The organism is Streptomyces sp. NPDC102402, from assembly GCF_044765765.1.
In the GTDB taxonomy this organism is placed as follows: Bacteria; Actinomycetota; Actinomycetes; order Streptomycetales; family Streptomycetaceae; genus Streptomyces.
In genome coordinates this window covers 78,595-94,716 of sequence record NZ_JBIWKR010000003.1, presented here as the reverse complement: position 1 = coordinate 94,716, position 16,122 = coordinate 78,595, and the positions used below count along the sequence as shown (strand labels likewise).

Annotated in this window: 13 protein-coding genes; 2 read left to right on the top strand and 11 right to left on the bottom strand. The window is 71.4% G+C overall.

Annotated features, from left to right (window positions below):
• Positions 1-24: 24 nt before the first annotated feature.
• Positions 25-672: a TetR/AcrR family transcriptional regulator gene (locus tag ACIRJR_RS10040; RefSeq protein ID WP_403778661.1), complete on the top strand. Its 648-nt coding sequence runs from the start codon at positions 25-27 to the stop codon at positions 670-672.
• A gap of 454 nt (positions 673-1,126) precedes the next feature.
• Here ACIRJR_RS10040 and ACIRJR_RS10035 read toward each other — a convergent pair whose 3' ends face one another.
• From ACIRJR_RS10035 to ACIRJR_RS09995, 9 genes are all read right to left on the bottom strand, one after another.
• Entirely contained in the window at positions 1,127-2,989 is a 1,863-nt protein-coding gene (locus ACIRJR_RS10035; RefSeq protein ID WP_403776690.1) for a TerD family protein, read from the bottom strand.
• Between the two features lie 168 nt (positions 2,990-3,157).
• Complete coding sequence (locus ACIRJR_RS10030) at positions 3,158-4,204, bottom strand: LacI family DNA-binding transcriptional regulator (RefSeq protein WP_403776687.1); 1,047 nt, start codon at positions 4,202-4,204, stop codon at positions 3,158-3,160.
• A gap of 270 nt (positions 4,205-4,474) precedes the next feature.
• On the bottom strand, positions 4,475-5,932 hold the full coding sequence (locus ACIRJR_RS10025; RefSeq protein ID WP_403776684.1) for a GH1 family beta-glucosidase: 1,458 nt from the start codon (positions 5,930-5,932) through the stop codon (positions 4,475-4,477).
• Positions 5,933-6,122: 190 nt separating this feature from the next.
• Entirely contained in the window at positions 6,123-7,046 is a 924-nt protein-coding gene (locus ACIRJR_RS10020; protein ID WP_403776681.1) for a carbohydrate ABC transporter permease, read from the bottom strand.
• A 15-nt stretch (positions 7,047-7,061) separates the two neighbouring features.
• Positions 7,062-8,060, bottom strand: coding sequence for a carbohydrate ABC transporter permease (locus ACIRJR_RS10015; protein WP_403776679.1), 999 nt, complete (start codon positions 8,058-8,060; stop codon positions 7,062-7,064).
• A 168-nt stretch (positions 8,061-8,228) separates the two neighbouring features.
• Entirely contained in the window at positions 8,229-9,551 is a 1,323-nt protein-coding gene (locus ACIRJR_RS10010) for an ABC transporter substrate-binding protein (protein WP_403776676.1), read from the bottom strand.
• A 751-nt stretch (positions 9,552-10,302) separates the two neighbouring features.
• Positions 10,303-11,796 (bottom strand): cellulose binding domain-containing protein, encoded by a 1,494-nt coding sequence (locus ACIRJR_RS10005; protein ID WP_403776673.1) that lies wholly within the window; start codon positions 11,794-11,796, stop codon positions 10,303-10,305.
• Between the two features lie 131 nt (positions 11,797-11,927).
• Positions 11,928-13,391: a sensor histidine kinase gene (locus tag ACIRJR_RS10000; RefSeq protein ID WP_403776670.1), complete on the bottom strand. Its 1,464-nt coding sequence runs from the start codon at positions 13,389-13,391 to the stop codon at positions 11,928-11,930.
• Positions 13,388-14,098: a response regulator transcription factor gene (locus ACIRJR_RS09995; RefSeq protein ID WP_403776667.1), complete on the bottom strand. Its 711-nt coding sequence runs from the start codon at positions 14,096-14,098 to the stop codon at positions 13,388-13,390. The genes ACIRJR_RS10000 and ACIRJR_RS09995 overlap by 4 nt, the downstream gene beginning before the upstream one ends.
• Positions 14,099-14,176: 78 nt before the next feature.
• Here ACIRJR_RS09995 and ACIRJR_RS09990 point away from each other — a divergent pair, with 78 nt between their 5' ends.
• On the top strand, positions 14,177-14,725 hold the full coding sequence (locus tag ACIRJR_RS09990) for a hypothetical protein (protein ID WP_403776664.1): 549 nt from the start codon (positions 14,177-14,179) through the stop codon (positions 14,723-14,725).
• Positions 14,726-14,734: 9 nt separating this feature from the next.
• Here ACIRJR_RS09990 and ACIRJR_RS09985 read toward each other — a convergent pair whose 3' ends face one another.
• Complete coding sequence (locus ACIRJR_RS09985; protein WP_403776662.1) at positions 14,735-15,622, bottom strand: spermidine synthase; 888 nt, start codon at positions 15,620-15,622, stop codon at positions 14,735-14,737.
• A gap of 86 nt (positions 15,623-15,708) precedes the next feature.
• The gene (locus ACIRJR_RS09980; RefSeq protein WP_403776660.1) at positions 15,709-16,086 is read right to left on the bottom strand and encodes a hypothetical protein; all 378 of its coding nucleotides are present in this window, start codon (positions 16,084-16,086) and stop codon (positions 15,709-15,711) included.
• Positions 16,087-16,122: the final 36 nt, after the last annotated feature.

The following is a 16,122-nucleotide window of genomic DNA, read 5'->3' as shown; positions in this document are numbered from 1 at the left end:
GGACGTCGACGGGCCTCACACTCGATGGAGTCGGTGCTCACCGAGGCGGTGGCCCTGCTCGACGAGGCCGGGGCGCCGGCACTGACCTTCCGTGCGCTCGCCCAGCGCCTCGGCGGCGGAGTCGCCAGCATCTACTGGTACGTCGCGAGCAAGGAGGAACTCCTCGACCTCGCCACCGACCACGTGATCGGAGCGATCCTGGCCGATGTCGAGGCGCTCCCGGGCAGCGACGACCCGATCGACGACCTGCGCACGATGGCCCTGAAGCTGTTCGACGCGATCGTGGAGCGGCCGTGGCTGGGCGCCTACTTCATGCGCAACACCGTCACCCAGAGCAACTCCCTGCGCCTGTACGAGACACTCGGCCGGCAGACCCTGCGTCTCGACCTCACCGCGCGCCAGCGGTTCCACGCCGTGTCCGCGATCGTGGGCGTCGTCGTCGGCTCCGCCGTCGACCTGGGCCAGGAGCCGCCCCAGGAGATCCTCGACGGCGCCACGGACCGCGACGAGTTCCTCGGCCGCTACGCCCAGGCCTGGCGGGAGCTCGACCCCGAGGACTTCCCGTTCGTGCGTGAGATCGTCGACGAGTTCGACGGCCACGACGATGTCGACCAGTTCCGCTCCGCACTGGAGCTGACCCTGACGGGCCTGCGCCTGCAGGCCGGAGCCTGAGCGGCCCGGGTTCCCCGCGGAGCCACTCGCGCCGAACGCGCCCGGCGCGACAGGGGCCGCACCGGGAGCGTCGCAGGCCGATCCTCACGGCGCACCGCCCCCTGGGCCACACCCGCCCCGCTGGCCCGCACGGGACCTCATGTCCGACCCTCGCCCTCCAGGCGGTCATGGCTCCGCTCCACGCCCTCCCCGGTCGGTCCCGGTGACGTCCGCCACAGTCCCGGCGGCGCGGCATGGACCCCCGGGCAGCCGGGCACGTGAGCGGACGGCCCCGCCGCGCATTCCCCCGACGCGGCGGGGCCGCCCCCTGCCCCGGGGCGCCGTCACAGGTTCCAGCAGGCCGTCGGCGGCTGCCCGACGGGCGGTCTGCGCCCGTACGCCGCGCAGGCACCGGCCCCCTGGTCAGGCCGCGGGAGCGCGGGAAGCCCCCGGAAAAGGACGGCGGATGACGGCGTCAGACCCGGCTGCGGCGATCTCGGAGCTCGGAGATCACGGCCCCCTCGGGCGCGTTGACCTGCCCGTCCACCGTGGCCACCCGGTCGGCCGCGTCGAAGAGGTCACTCAGATCCCCCGGCTCCGCGTCCACGCGCTCCCACACCTCGGCGGGGTCGATGTCGACCAGGTGAGCGAGCTGTTCATCGACCACTTGATGCTGTTCCCGGACCAGCCTCACCAGGTGCCGCATCAACAGGGCCTCGTCGTCGGTGATCTTGTTGTCCGCCAGGATGACGAGCCACGCGACCCACAGCATCAGCTGGGGGTGCCGACTCCGCTTGCTCAGCCCTTCGGCGACTTCGATCACCCGCGCCTCGTTCCGGAAGACGGCTCGCGCGTGCCGCCCGGCGAGCAGCGTCGTGTAGCGGTTCAGCACCACCGCCAGCGGAACGCCGACCAGAGGGATGCCGATCTTGATGACGTTCCTTTGCAGGAGATACTTCCCGACGAGCGGAAGTCCCCTCGCGGCGTTCAGCACCCCTCCGGAGTAGAAGCGCTTGATCAACGGCCGCACGAGGGCCGGGACGGCCTTGACCACACCTTCACGCACCGCTTCGCCGCTCTTGATCGTGAAGGCCACTCTGATGAGCTTCCACATGTCATCGGGGTCGGACAGGTCGAGCGGGACCCGGTAGAGGACCGCGATGTCGTAGGCCAGGCGGAGTTGGAGCCGGGTGACGTACGCGACATCGACCATCATGGTCGCGACGGCGGCCGGAACCGTAGCCGCCGAGGCACCACCGAGACTCCCCAGAGTGGCGACGACGGTCGCCGTGTAGGCCCCGGCAGAGAGTCCGCCCTCGAGTGCGGCGTACCGGGCCGCCATCTTGATCCGCTGGTCGACGACGGCATCCGCCGGCACTCCCTCGTAGCGCTCCTGGAAGTACGCCCAGTCGACCTTCTCGGTGTAGGAGCCCAGGGCGTGAGCGCTGAGCTTGGTGAACCAGCCTCCCGACTTGATGTCGTCCGGGCTCAGCCCCTTGATGAACTCCCGCAGCTCCGCCCGCTCGTGCTCGACGGCGTCCCGGTCGGCGGAGTCGCCGCCTCCGGAGTCGGCAGCGTCCACCGGGGCTTCGGGCGTGGCGGGGTCCTCCGGGTGGTCCGGCGTGTGGCCGGGCAGCCCTGCGGCTTCCTCCCGGCACTCCGCCTCGCCGGCGCTCGCCGCGACCGGGGGCTCCGGTGCCCGGGGTGCGGGCACCTCGGCCACCGGGGACGCGGTCTGCGGACCGGCGTCGGCGCCCCCGCCCGGGTTGTGCACTGTTCCTCCCGTCCCGGCATCGCCATCGATGTCGACACCGAAGTCGGCCGCCAGCCCGGCCGGACCGGATTCATATCCCTGGCCCACCGCCCGGAACTTCCACTCGCTGCCGCGCCGGTAGAGCTCTCCGAAGATGAGGGCGCTCACGGTCCCGGCGTCCTCGACGGAGAACCGGAGGACGTCCTTACCGGATCCGTCGGCGACGGTCAGGCGGAGGTCGTCGAAATCCCCGAAGCGTGACCCTCCGTGCCGGCTCGCCGCCACCACGATCTGCTCGACGTCCGCCGGTACGGCCGCCAGATCGAAACGGATCCGGTTCTCGCTGCCGTCGTCCGTGGGGATCTTCCCGAGCAGCCGCACACTGCCGTCGCCGGCGGTCGGGCGGTGGTGAGAACAGAAGTCGGCGGCGGTGCGCACCTTGCCCTTCCCGTCGAGCAGGAGCACGGAGACGTCCATGTCGCCCTCCTCGGCCACACTGCTCCAGCCGAGACTCATCACCACGGACCCGACGTCCTCGCTCAGCGCGGACAGACCGACGTTGGCACCCTTGACCAGCTTCTGCATGCGACCCCCCGATGCACTGCCGGGCCAGGACGAACGCGCGGCAGGAGTGTGTGACGTCGTGCGCTGTGTCACATGTTCGACGTGTGCCAGGAATCCTAGCCGCCGGGCACTCCGCTTATGGAGGACTCGTGAAAGCGGAGCCGTCCGCACGAAGATCCGCCGCACGCGTCAGGACGACTCCCGCACCACCAGCTCCGTCGGCAGCACGATCCTCGGGCGTTCCTGGGTGTCGTCGCCCGACGAGCGGTTCGCGATCTCCTGGAGCAGGACGCGCGTCATCGTGCGGCCCATCTCCTCGATCGGCTGGCGCACGCTGGTCAGGGGCGGGTCCATGTGACGGGCCACCGCGGAGTCGTCGAAGCCGATCAGGGCGACGTCGTCGGGGATGCGGCGGCCCGACTCGCGCAGGACCTGGCGGGCACCCGCCGCCATCACGTCCGAGGCGGCGAAGACCGCGTCCACGTCCGGACGGCGCTCCAGCAGCTCCCGCATCGCCCGGGCGCCGCCCTCCTCGCTGAAGTCGGCGGGTGCGATCAGCCGCTCGTCGGGGTCGAGGCCCGCCGCGGCGACGGCCTTGCGGTAGCCGTCGAGACGGCGCTGGGCACCGTAGACGTCGAGGCGGCCGGTGATCGTGGCGATGGAGCGGCGGCCGCGCGATATGAAGTGATCGACGGCGGCGCGGGCACCCTCGAAGTTGTCGGAGTCGACGGAGGGAAGGGTCTCGGCCCCGTGTCTGCGGCCGCTGATCACGGACGGCATGCCGAGCTGTTCGAGGAGGTCGGGCAGCGGGTCGTCGGCGTGCACGGAGACCAGGAGCACCCCGTCGACGCGGTGCGCGGTCAGGTACTGGGCGAGGCGCCGGCGCTCGCGGTCGTTGCCCGCGAGGGTCAGCAGCAGCTGCATCTCGGTGTCGGCGAGGGCCGCCCCGACGCCCCGCACGATGTCCGAGAAGTACGGCTCGGCGAAGAACCGCGTCTCGGACTCGGGCACGACGAGGGCGATGGCGTCCGTGCGGTTACCCGCGAGCGCCCGGGCCGCGCGGTTGGGGACGTATCCCAGCTCGGCCACGGCCGCCTCGACGGCCTCCCTGGTCTGCGCACTGACCCGCGGTGAGCCGTTGATGACGCGCGAGGCCGTGCCGCGCCCCACTCCGGCCCGTGCCGCTACCTCTTCGAGCGTGGGCCGCCCGCCACTCCGTACTCGCGCTGCCGCCATGGCTGCCTCCCGTTCGCGGTCAATTTCTCACAGCGCCTTGGCCAAACCAAGCCCCGCCGTACGATCCCTCGACACTTGTCCGGACGCAGCGGTCCTCAGCAGCGCCACAACTCTTGGGAGCGCTCCCAAGCCTACGGGGTGCGGATGACGAACACGTAAGGCGGGCACAGCGAAGCGGGACCCGGCGGTGTGCCGGGTCCCGCTGTCCGTGCTGCTGCGGTCTTTCGTCCGGATCAAGCCCCACACGATCCGAACGAGAGGCTCCTGGGGTCAGACGGTGCCGACCGGGGGCAGTGCGTGGCGGCGGATCACGTCGGAGTACCAGTGGGCGCTCGTCTTGGGGATGCGCCGCTGGGAGGCGTAGTCGACGTACACCGCGCCGAAACGCTTCGAATAGCCGTACGCCCACTCGAAGTTGTCCATCAGCGACCAGAGGAAGTAGCCGCGGACGTCGGCACCGTCGGCGACGGCGCGCTGGACGGCGTCGAGGTGGCCGTGGAGGTACGCGACCCGCTCCGGGTCCTCGACCTTGCCCTCGGGCGAGACGTAGTCGTCGAAGGCGGCGCCGTTCTCGGTGACCATCAGCGGCAGACCGGGGTGGTCGCGGCTGACGTCCATGAGCAGGTTGTAGAGACCGTTCGGGTCGATCGACCAGTCCATCGCGGTGCGCTCCTTCCCCTCGGCGAGGTGGAAGGCGACGTGCTCGGAGCCGGGCCACGGGGAGTGCGCGCTGGCACCGTGCGCGTCGCTGCGCGCGTAACTGGCCCCCTCCACCGGGGTGGAGACGAGGGTCGGCGTGTAGTAGTTGATGCCGAGGGCGTCGACGGGACGGGAGATGGTGGCGAGGTCGCCGTCCTTGACCAGCTTCGACCAGTCCACCAGGTGCGAGGTGTCCGTGATCAGGTCCTCGGGGTACTCCCCGCGCAGCATCGGACCGGTGAAGACCCGGTTGCCGACCGCGTCGATGCGGCGCGCGGCGTCCGCGTCGGCCTCGCTGCCGGTCAGCGGGCGGACCTGGTGGAGATTGAGGGTGACCGAGGTCTGCGCAGCAGCGGGGAGTTGGGCGCGCAGAACCTCGATCGCCCGGCCATGGGCGAGGTTGAGGTGATGGGCCGCCTGCAGCGCCGCTGCGGGCTCGGTACGGCCGGGAGCGTGCACGCCGGAGCCGTAACCGAGGTAGGCCGAGCACCACGGCTCGTTGAGGGTGGTCCACATGCCGACGCGGTCGCCGAGGGCGCCCGACACGATGGCGGCGTAGTCGGCGAACCGGTCGGCGGTCACGCGCTCGGGCCAGCCGCCGGCGTCCTCCAGCTCCTGGGGGAGGTCCCAGTGGTAGAGGGTGGCGACCGGCATGATGCCGGCGTCCAGCAGCTCGTCGACGAGCTTGCGGTAGAAGTCCAGGCCGCGCTCGACGGCCGGGCCGCGGCCGGTGGGCTGGACCCGGGACCAGGAGACGGAGAAGCGGTAGGCCTTCAGCCCGAGCTGCTTCATGAGCGCGACGTCGTCGCGGTAGCGGTGGTAGTGGTCGGCGGCGATGTCGCCGGTGTCACCGTTGCGGACCTTGCCGGGCGTCCGGCTGAAGGTGTCCCAGATGGACGGCGTGCGGCCGTCCTCGGCGGCGGCGCCCTCGACCTGGTAGGAGGCGGTCGCCGCGCCCCAGATGAAGCCCGTGGGGAACTGTGCCTCGGGCGCCTGCTTCGGGGTGGTGTCGGGTCGTACGGCAGTCATGCGGGAGCGCTCCCATGGGTGGAGGGACAAGGACAGGAAGTGCGGGGCCCCGGCCCCCGTACGGTCTGTGGTCAGGTACAGGCCGTACGGGACGGCCGGAGGCCGGACCGGGGACGGGACAGCGAACCGGACAGGACCGGGTGGGGTCCGCGGGCCCGGGGTCGGACCGGGATGGAGCGGCGGGGCGGGGTCAGCCCTTGACGGCGCCGGACATGATCCCCCCGACGATCTGCTTGCCGAAGATCACGAAGACGACGAGCAGCGGCAGGGTGCTGATCAGTGCGCCGGCCATGACGATGCTCTGGTCGGGCACGTAGGACGCGCTCAGCTGACCGAGGGCCACCTGGAGCGTGGGGTTCTGCTGGTTCAGCGCGAGGTAGGGCCAGAAGAAGTCGTTCCAGGCCTGGACGAAGGTGAGCATGCCGAGCACCATCATGGCCGGACGGGCGACCGGCAGCACGATGCTCCACACGATGCGGAGGTTGTTCGCGCCGTCCACCCTGCCCGCCTCGATGAGTTCGTACGGCAGCGCCTCCAGGAGGTACTGCCGCATGAAGAACACGCCGAACGCGCTGACCAGGGTCGGGAAGATCACCGACTCCAGCTGTCCGCCCCAGCCGATGTCGGACATCATCATGAAGAGCGGTACGACGCTGAGCTGCGGCGGGATCGTCAGTGTCGCGATGACCATGGTCATCAGCGCGCCGCGGCCCTTGAAGCGCATCTTGGCGAAGGCGTAGCCGGCCAGGGTGCAGAAGAACAGGGTCGCCAGGGTGATGCTGGCGGAGACGATCACCGTGTTGACGATGGCCTTGCCCAGGTTGGCCTGCTCCCAGGCCGTCTGGAGGTTGTTGAACAGGTTGCCGCCCGGGATGAGCGGCGGCGTGGTGTCCAGCACCTCGTCCTGGGTGCGGGACGCGGCCACGAGCGTCCAGTACAGCGGGAACAGCGAGCCGAGGCCGACGACGGCGAGGGCGAAGTAGGCGAAGGGGCCCGCGTGGTGCTGGCGTCCGGCGCCGGGCTTGAAGCGGCGGCGGCGCGGCGGTTCGTCGCGGACGGCCGCCTTGGAGACGCGGCGGCGGTCCGGAGCGGTGACGGTGCTGGTGGTGGTCATGGTTTTCGCTCCCCGTCAGGCCGCGGTCTTGCGCGCGAGGCGCCCGACGAGCCAGTTGATCACGGCAATGAGCAGCAGCAGGACGAGCATGGCCCAGGCGACTGCGGCGGCCGGACCGAGGTGTCCGAGGTTCCAGCCGTAGTTGTAGAGGTAGATGCTGAGCGTCTCGTACTGGTTCTCGGTGCCGCCCTGCGCTCCGATCTGGCCGCCTTCGAGCAGCAGCGGCTCACCGAACAGCTGCATGGAGCCGATGGTCGAGATGACGATCGTGAAGAGGATCGTCGGCCGGAGCGCGGGGATCGTCACGTTGCGGAACTGCTGCCAGCGCGAGGCTCCGTCGAGCGAGGCCGCCTCGTAGAGGTCGGACGGGACGGCCTGCATCGCGGCCAGGTAGATCAGCGTGTTGTAGCCCGTCCAGCGCCAGATCACGATGACGGCGATGGCGATGTTGGACGTCCAGTGGCCGTTCGCCCAGTTCGTCTCACCGACGCCGAAGAAGCCGAGGACCCAGTTCAGCAGGCCGCCGTCCGCCCGGAACACCAGGGCGAAGACCAGGGCCGCCGAGGCCACCGACGTGGCGTAGGGGGTGAGGATCACCGTGCGCCAGAAGGTGCTGGCCCGCAGCTTGTAGTTGAGCAGGTGGGCCAGGCCGAGCGCCATCATCAGCTGCGGCACGGTCGAGATGACGCCGATGACGAAGGTGTTGGTGACCGCGGTCCAGAACTCGTCGTCCTGGAGGATGTTGCTGAAGTTCTCCCAGCCGACCCATTCCATCTGGTCGAGGTTGGTCATCTCCACGCGGTGGAGGGCGATCCAGCCGGTGTAGATCAGCGGGTAGAGCCCGAAGGCCCCGAAGACGAGGAAGAAGGGCGCGATGTAGGCGTACGGCGAGGCCTTGTCGTCGAAGCGCCACAGCCGGCTTCGCCAGGCCTGGCGGGCGGGGGTCATGGGCTTCGGGGCCCGGCGGCTGGGCCGGGAGCCGTGTGCGCCCCGGGTGGGGGTGGTGGTTGCCACAGGTGGGAGTCCTTCCCTGGGGTGTGCCGACACCGCAGGGGCAGGCCGGACCTGGTCAGGTCCGGCGGAGGTGTCGGAGAAGGTGCGCGGTGCCGACAGGCGAACCGGCACCGGTGCGGGCCGCCCGGGACGCGTGGAAGGCGTCCCGGGGGCCCGCACCGGCGAGGATCAGCCGATCACCTTGTCGATGGCCTCGGTGGCGTCTTCCCAGGCCTTGGCCGGGTCGGTGCCCCGCTGCTCCATGTTGTTGATCTGGGTGGAGATGGTGTCCTTGATGACGCCGTCCTTCGGGCCGAGCACGGCCGCCGGGATGATCTGCGCCTCTTCGGCGTAGATCTCACCGATCGGGGCGTCGTTGAAGTACGGGAGCTTGGCGCCCTTCACGTCGGGGAGCTCGTAGGCACCCTTGTTCGACGGGAAGACACCGACGGCCTTGAAGACCGCGGCCTGCTGCTCGGGGGCGGTCAGCCACTTGACGAGCTCGCCGGCCTCCTTGACGTGCTTGCCCTTGGCGGGCACGGAGAGGAAGGAACCGCCCCAGTTGGCAGCGGTCTCACCCGGGGTGCGGGCGATGTCCCACTTGCCCTTGAACTCGTCACCGGAGTAGGTGGAGATCTGGGCGGCCATCCAGGCGGGGCAGGCCACGGTGGCGATGCTGCCCTTGCGCAGGGCCGCCTGCCACGGCGGGCTGAACTGGGCGAGGCCCTGGGTCAGCTTCTTGTCGACGGCATCGCTGGCGAGCTTCCAGCCCGCCTTGACGCCGGCGCTCTCCTTGTAGATCGGCTCGCCGTCCTTGGAGTAGTACTGCTCCGAGTCGGAGCTGACCACGCCGTTGTACATGGCGCTGGCGGAGTCCATGAAGAAGGTGCCCTTGGGCGCCTTCGCCTTGTACGCCTCACCGAGCTTGAGGTAGTCCTCCCAGCCGCCGGCGTACTTCGCGGCGACTTCCTCGCGGTCGGTCGGCAGACCGGCCTGCTCGAACAGGTCGCGGCGGTAGCAGATCGACATCGGGCCGATGTCGGTGCCGGCGCCTATGACCTTGCCCTCGTCGGTGCTCGCCTGCAGCGCCTTCCAGTTCACCCACTGGTCGGTGTCGATGACCTTGGCCAGGTCGACGAAGGCGTCCGCCTTGGTGTCGACGAGCTCCTTGGCGCGGCCGACCTCGATGCCCTGCACATCGGCCAGCCCGCTGCCCGTGTTGAGCTGCTGGAGGAACTTGGGGTAGTAGACCTTCTCGTCGGCCGTGACGTTTTCCTTGACCGTGATGTTCGGGTGGAGCTCGTGGTACTTCTCGAAGAGCCCCGCCTCCTTGTAGCCGAACTGTCCGAAGTCGGCCACGGTCAGGGTGATGTTCCCGTTCGCGTCGGCCTCGTCGGAGTCCGATCCCGAGTCGCTGCAGCCGGTCAGCAGCAGGGCGGTGGCCGTGAGGCCCGTGGTGACCATGACGGCGGTTCTGCGGCTTCGACCTGCGACGGTGCGGGTGATGCGCATTCCACTACTCCTTGTTCCAGGGTGGGACTGGCGTTCGATCTGCTCGGCATACGCACTGGTGGGTGCGGGTGCCAGTGGTACGGAGAGGCCATGGGCGGTGCCGTCCCCGTACGAGCGAAAAACCTCGGTCGATATGGGAGCGCTCCCATGCGCTGATGCCGGAAGATTGCTGCCTCAAGGGGGTGGGTGTCAAGAGTTGAAGACGCTTCCGTTGCCCGAGTGTGTCCTGCAAGTCACGCGACCGTGTCCGGCAGAGGGCTTGCGTTAACCGGCCTGCCCTGCATTCGTCACCGGCGCAGGCTCGAATCACCGCAGGTCAGGAGCTGTTGGGGCGAGCGGAGAGCCTGTCGGACCAAGGCCGCGTCGGCATCCGCCACGTTTCCCGGGCCGGGCCCGGGGCGGTGGGGGCCGACGCGGCGGACCGCAGGACGTCCGCCGGAAGATGAACGGGCCAGGGCCCTGTGAGGGCGCGCACGGGGGCCCGGGGGCGTTTCCGTGTTCTTTCCCCGAACTCCACCGTGCGGCCGGGTGGTTCCGCTTACGCGGGGAAGCGGGCCGGGAGCGGTCACCGGGCGGGGCTCCGGGCGAGCTGAAAGGCGCGCGGAAGGGCGCGCAGAAGAAGCACGTGGAAGGGCACTCGGAAGGGCACGCGCACGGAGCACGTGGAAAGGGGCGCGCGCCCCGGCCGGGTGTGGGGGGTGTGGGGCCGGCCGGGGCGCGCGCGTCGCGGTGGTGGTCGAGGGGAGCCCGGCTACCCGAAGGTGCCGAACGCCTTGGTGAAGGCGAGGGGTTCCTGGAGGATCGAGCTGCAGGTCGCGTCCGCGGTGGGCTTCGCGCCGCCCGCGCACTGCACGTCCCGCGTGCCGGACCACATCGCCAGCCGGCCGATGCCCTTCTCCCGCGCGAACCCCACCAGTTGGGTGGCGTCCTCGACGGTGAAGATCTCGGTGGCGACGTCGTTCACCCCGATCATCGGGGTGACCGCGACCGCCTTCCAGGCCGCCGCGTCGGAGAGGCCGAGTACGCCCTTGATCTGGGCCTGCGTGGCGGTGGCCGCCTGCGTGGCGTAGTCGCCCATGTCGCCGCTGTACGCGGGCCCGTAGTCCATGGCCATGACGTTGACCGCGTCGATCGCGACGCCGTTCTTCTTCGCGTCCGCGATCAGGTCCACGCCGGGCTGGGTCAGGCCCTCCGGCATCACGGGCAGCGTGAAGGAGACGTCCAGCCCGGGGTGTGCCTCCTGCAGCAGGGCGATGGCCTGGGAACGGCGGGTGTTCGCGGCGGTGTCGGGCAGTGCCCCGCCCTCGATGTCGAAGTCCACCTTGGTCAGCCCGTAGGCGTCGATGACCTTGCCGTACGCCGTGGCGAGCTCGGCCGCCGAGGAGCAGTGCAGCGCCAGTTCGGCACCGGCCGCTCCGCCGAAGGAGACCCGTACGTCGCCGCCTTCGCCCCGCAGCGCGGCGATCTGGGCGGCCACCTTGTCGTCGGCGAGTCCCGTGACGCCGCCCCACAGCGGGGCGCAGCTGCCGCCCGACGTGATGAACGCGAGGGTGAACTCCTTGACGCCCGTCCTGGACGCGGTGTCCAGCAGGTCGTAGGACGGGTGGAGCGACGTGTCGACGTACGGGGCGAACCCGGCCCCGCCGGACGTTCCGCCGGGGGGCCCGGACGGCTCCGCGGTGGCGCTCTCCTCCGGCGTCGGCGTGACCGTGGGGGTGGACGTGGGAGTGGACGTGGGAGTGGACGTGGGGGTGGACGTGGGGGCCGGAGTACCGGTCGGGCGTCCGCTCGGTTCGGGTGCGGCCCCGCCGTCCGCGGAGCACGCGGCGTCGTTGATGCGACAGCCCTCCGGATCGGCGGCCGTTCCGGTGGAGGCGGTGACGAATCCGACCGTCACGGACGCGCCCGGGGCGATGTCCTTGTTCCAGCTCACGGGCTTCACGGTGACGTGGTCGCCGCTGACGGTGTGCTCACCGTTCCAGAGCGAGTCGATCCTCGTGCCGGCGGGCAGGTCGAATTCCAGCGTCCATCCGGACTGGACGGTCCCGGTGTCGTTCGAGACGACGTACTGCCCGGTGTATCCCCCGGTCCAGCCGCTCGCCCTGGTGTACGTGGCGCCGACGGCAGCCGCCTGTGCCGTGCCGGTGAGCGTGAGGACCGTGCCGCCGACGACCGCCGCGGCGACGAGCGCGCCGACCGTCCTCGTGCGGGTGCTCATCGTGCGGCGGTGCGTGCTGGTGCCCATCGCGTCCTGCCTCTGTCCTGCCGGGGGGGGTGATTGCGTCTGCACGCTAGCCGCCGCCGACCGGGCAAAAGGCGCTCTTGGGACCTGGGCCGGTGTTCTTAGGGTTCGCTTAAGGAGGGCATCGGCGCCGGTTAAAGATTCGGGCGGCTTCCGGGGGCGCCGCGGAACTCCGCGCTCCGCGCCTTGGCACCCCGCGGTCCGCGTCTTCCGCTCCGCCGCCCCACCCGGTGCCCTCGGCGCGCACGCTCCCCCGGGCCGCCGTCGAGCCCTATCCAGATGCGTACCTCCGTGCCGCCGAGCACCGAGCGCCCGATCCGCAGGTCGCCTCCGGTGGATTCGGCGACCCTGCGGACGATGTCCAGGCCGAGGCCGGTGGACCCCACGGCGCCCGTCGCGCCGTGGGGTCCGCTGGCGCCCCGTGCCAGAGCGGATTCCGGATCGGGTATCCCGGGTCCGGCGTCCGAGACCAGCACGAGCACCGCGTCTCCGCTGTGGTGCACGTCCACGGCGAAGGCGGTGCCTTCCGGGGTGTGCCGGAAGACGTTGCCGAGCAACGCGTCCAGGGCGGCCGCCAGTTCGGGCCTGGCGACCGGGATGCGTACGGTGCGGTCCACCCCGGCCAGACGCACCGTGCGCCCTTCGTCCTCGGCCAGCGCCGACCAGAACACCATGCGCTCCCTGACGACCTCGGACACGTCGCACCCGGCGCCCGCACCGGCCGGCCCGCCCTGGGTCTGCGGGCGCTGCTCCCGCGCCGTACGGATGATGGTGTCGACCTCGTGCTCCAACTGCTCCACGGCCGCCCTGGTCTGCTCGGCCGCCGGGCCCTCGCCCAGGGACGCGGCGTTGAGGCGGAGCACCGTCAGCGGGGTGCGGAGCCGGTGCGAGAGGTCGGCGGCCAGCTCCCGCTCGTTGGCCAGGAGCTGGACCACCTGGTCGGCCATGGAGTTGAACGCGACCGCCGCGGAGCGCAGTTCCGTCGGTCCCTCCTCGGGGACCCGGGTCCCCAGCCGCCCCTCCCCCAGGTCCTGGGCCGCGCCCGCGAGCCGCTGGGCCGGCTCCACCATCCGCACACCGAGCCGGTCGGCCACGGCCACGGAGCCGACGATCAGCGCGGCACCGACCCCGGCCAGGACCAGCCAGGCCGTGCCCACACCGTTGGAGACCTCGCCCTCCGGCACGAACACCTCGACGACGGCGATGCCGCCGGAACCGAGCGCGGTGGGCTGGAGCAGGGCCGAGCCGCCCGGCACCTCGGCGATGGAGGCCCGCCCCGACGTCCGTACGGTCTCCAGGTCCTCGCGGGTGGCGCGCCGGGTCCCGATCTCCAGGGGCGAACCGCCGGGTTCGGTCACGGGCACGTGTACCGCGAGGCGTCCCCGACCGCCGGGCTCGGTGGACAGGACGGCCTTGGTCAGCTCTTCGCGGTCGGTGGTGATGGTGAGAGTGGGGCCGATGGTGGCGGCCTGCCGCTCGGCGTCCGAGAAGGCGCGGTCGCGCGCCATCTCCCTGATGACGAGCCCGAGCGGCACCGCGAACGCGATCACGACCATGGCGGTGACGGCCAGGCAGACCTTGACCAGGGCCCATCTCATGCGGGCCGGCCCGAGGCCGCTGCCGGTGGTTCGAGTTTGACGCCGACCCCGCGCAGGGTGTGGAGATAGCGGGGCCGGGCGGCCGTCTCGCCGAGTTTGCGGCGCAGCCAGGAGAGATGGACGTCGATGGTCTGGTCGTCGCCGTAGGACTGCTGCCAGACCTCGGCCAGCAGCTCACGGCGCGCGACGACGACGCCGGGGCGTCCCGCGAGGAAGGCCAGCAGATCGAATTCACGGCGGGTCAGGTCCAGTGCCGTGCCGTCCAGTTCCGCCTGGCGCCGCAGGGGGTCGATGGAGAGCCCTCCGACCTGGAGGACGCGCGGGGGCGGCGCCTGGGCGCCGGGGCCCCGGGTGCGGCGCAGGACCGCGGCCATGCGGGCGGAGAGGTGCTCCACGGAGAACGGCTTGGTCAGGTAGTCGTCGGCGCCGTCGTTGAGCAGCCTGACTATCTCGGCCTCGTCGTCCCGCGCGGTGGCGATGATCACGGGTACGTCGGTGATGGAGCGCAGCATCTTCAGCGCCTCGGCGCCGTCGAGATCGGGCAGACCCAGGTCGAGGACGACGACGTCGAAGCGGAAGTGCGCGACCTCGCGCAGGGCTTCGAGGGCGGTGCCGACGCTCCGCACCGTGTGCGAGGCCTCGGTCAGGTGCCGGATGAGGGCGGAACGTACGAACTGGTCGTCCTCGACCACGAGCACACTAGGCATGCGCCGCACCGTAGCCCATACGGAGGAACAGGGTCCCCTCCAGGACAGCACCCGCTCAGGTGGTGCAGGATGTGCCCGATGCAACGAGGACTCGTACACGCCGTCGCGTGGTCGCTCGCCACGGGAGCGGCGGTCACCCTGTCGTGGTGGGGCGTGCACACCGTCATGTCGGGGACGGCCTACGACCCTCCTCGTGCCGTCCCGATCTCGGTGGGGGCCCGGGGCGGGCAGGCGACGAACGCACCGGTGTCGTCCTCGACCCACCGTTCGCTGCCCTCGCCGAGCGCCACGGTCCCCCGGGCCACGCCCTCGCCCTCCTCCCGGCCTTCGCGCAAGCCGTCCTCCCGTCCTCCGGCCGCGCGTCCGGGCACGGACAGGCCCGCGGCGCCCCCGGCGTCCGCCGGCGCGGTGAAGAGCTACCCGACGCGGGGCGGCAGGGTGGTCCTGGAGCTGGCGGACGACTCGGCGAAGCTGGTCTCGGCGACCCCGGAGCCGACGTGGTCGATGCAGGTGTGGACGGAGCCGGAGTGGATCCGGGTGGACTTCAGCGACGGGTCGGGCGCGACGGTCTCCGTCTTCTGCACCTGGAACGGCCATCCGCCGATCGTGGAGACGGTGGAGCAGTAACGGTCCGCGCTACTCGAAGGCGCCGGGCGGCGGGGCCGGTGAAGGGCTCGCGTCCGCGTCGGTGACGACGGCGGCTCCGCCGGTGAAGTCGGCGAGGGCACGGCCGTGTTCGACGCGGCCGGGGTGCGGGTCGCTCGCGACCCTCCGGGTCAGTTCGGTGACCGCGATGGGCAGGTCGGAGGCGACCAGGATCGCGTTGCCGAAGCGCCGTCCGCGCCAGACGGTCGGATCGGCGGCCAGGGCCAGCTCGGGGAAGAGCGAGGCCGCCGTGGCGATCTGGCCGCGCAGGTGCGTGAGCGGCGGGCCGTCGGCGAGGTTGGCGGCGTACTGTCCGCCGGGCTTCAGGACCCGTCGCACCTCGGCCAGGAATTCGACGGAGGTGAGGTGCGCGGGAGTCCGGGCGCCGCTGAACACGTCGGCGACGACCAGGTCCGCCCAGCCGTCCTGGATCTTCCCGAGCCCGGCGCGGGCGTCCGCCGACCGGACCCTTATCCGCGCCTGCGGGTCCAGGGGGAGTTCCCTGCGCACGAGTTGGACGAGGGGCGCGTCGATCTCCACGATCTGCTGGGTGGAGCGGGGACGGCTCGCGGCGACGTACCGGGCGAGCGTGAAGGCGCCGCCGCCGAGGTGGACCGCCTGGAGGGGGCGGCCGGGCGGGGCGGCGAGATCGATGACGTGGCCGAGCCTTCGCTGGTATTCGAACGAGAGGTACGAGGGATCGTCCAGGTCCACATGGGACTGCGGGGCGCCGTCCAGGAGCAGCGTCCGGGCGCGCGGGCGCTCGCGGTCCGGTACGAGCTCCGCGACGCCGCCGTCCACCGTCGCGGAGACGGGCTCCTGCCGGCGCTCGGACCGCTTCCGGTCGCTCGCGCCCCGCGCCGCTCCTCGACGTGCCACGTGCTGGTCCTCACTCACCGGTCCTGGCCGGCCACCTGCGGGAACCGGCGACGGGCGGCGACTCCGCCCACCCGGCCATTATGGCCTCAGCGGCAGTTGTCGGCCGCCTCGATCAGCCGGGCCGCCTGGTCGAGGGCGGCCCGGAGAACGGCCGGGTCGGTGACCGGGGCCTCCGCGGCGGGCGGCAGGAGCCAGCCGCCGCCCACGGACGGCGGCTCGGCGGGGATGCGCAGCCCCCGGCCGTCGGTCCGTGTACACGCGCTGCCGGGTACGTCCCAGGCCTCTGCCGTACCGGGTGGCACCAGGAAGCCGAGGACGGCGCAGGCTCCGTCGTGCAGGACCGGTCCGACGGGCTCGTTCTGCGCGGCCCTGCGCAGGATGTCCACGGCCTCCAGGCCCTGACGTGCCGGGACGGTCACCAGGTCGCACGGTGTGGTTTCCGGGCCGTTGTCCGTATGAGGCAAGGGAACCCCTCCTCTCGTCTCGACGAGACGGGGCCA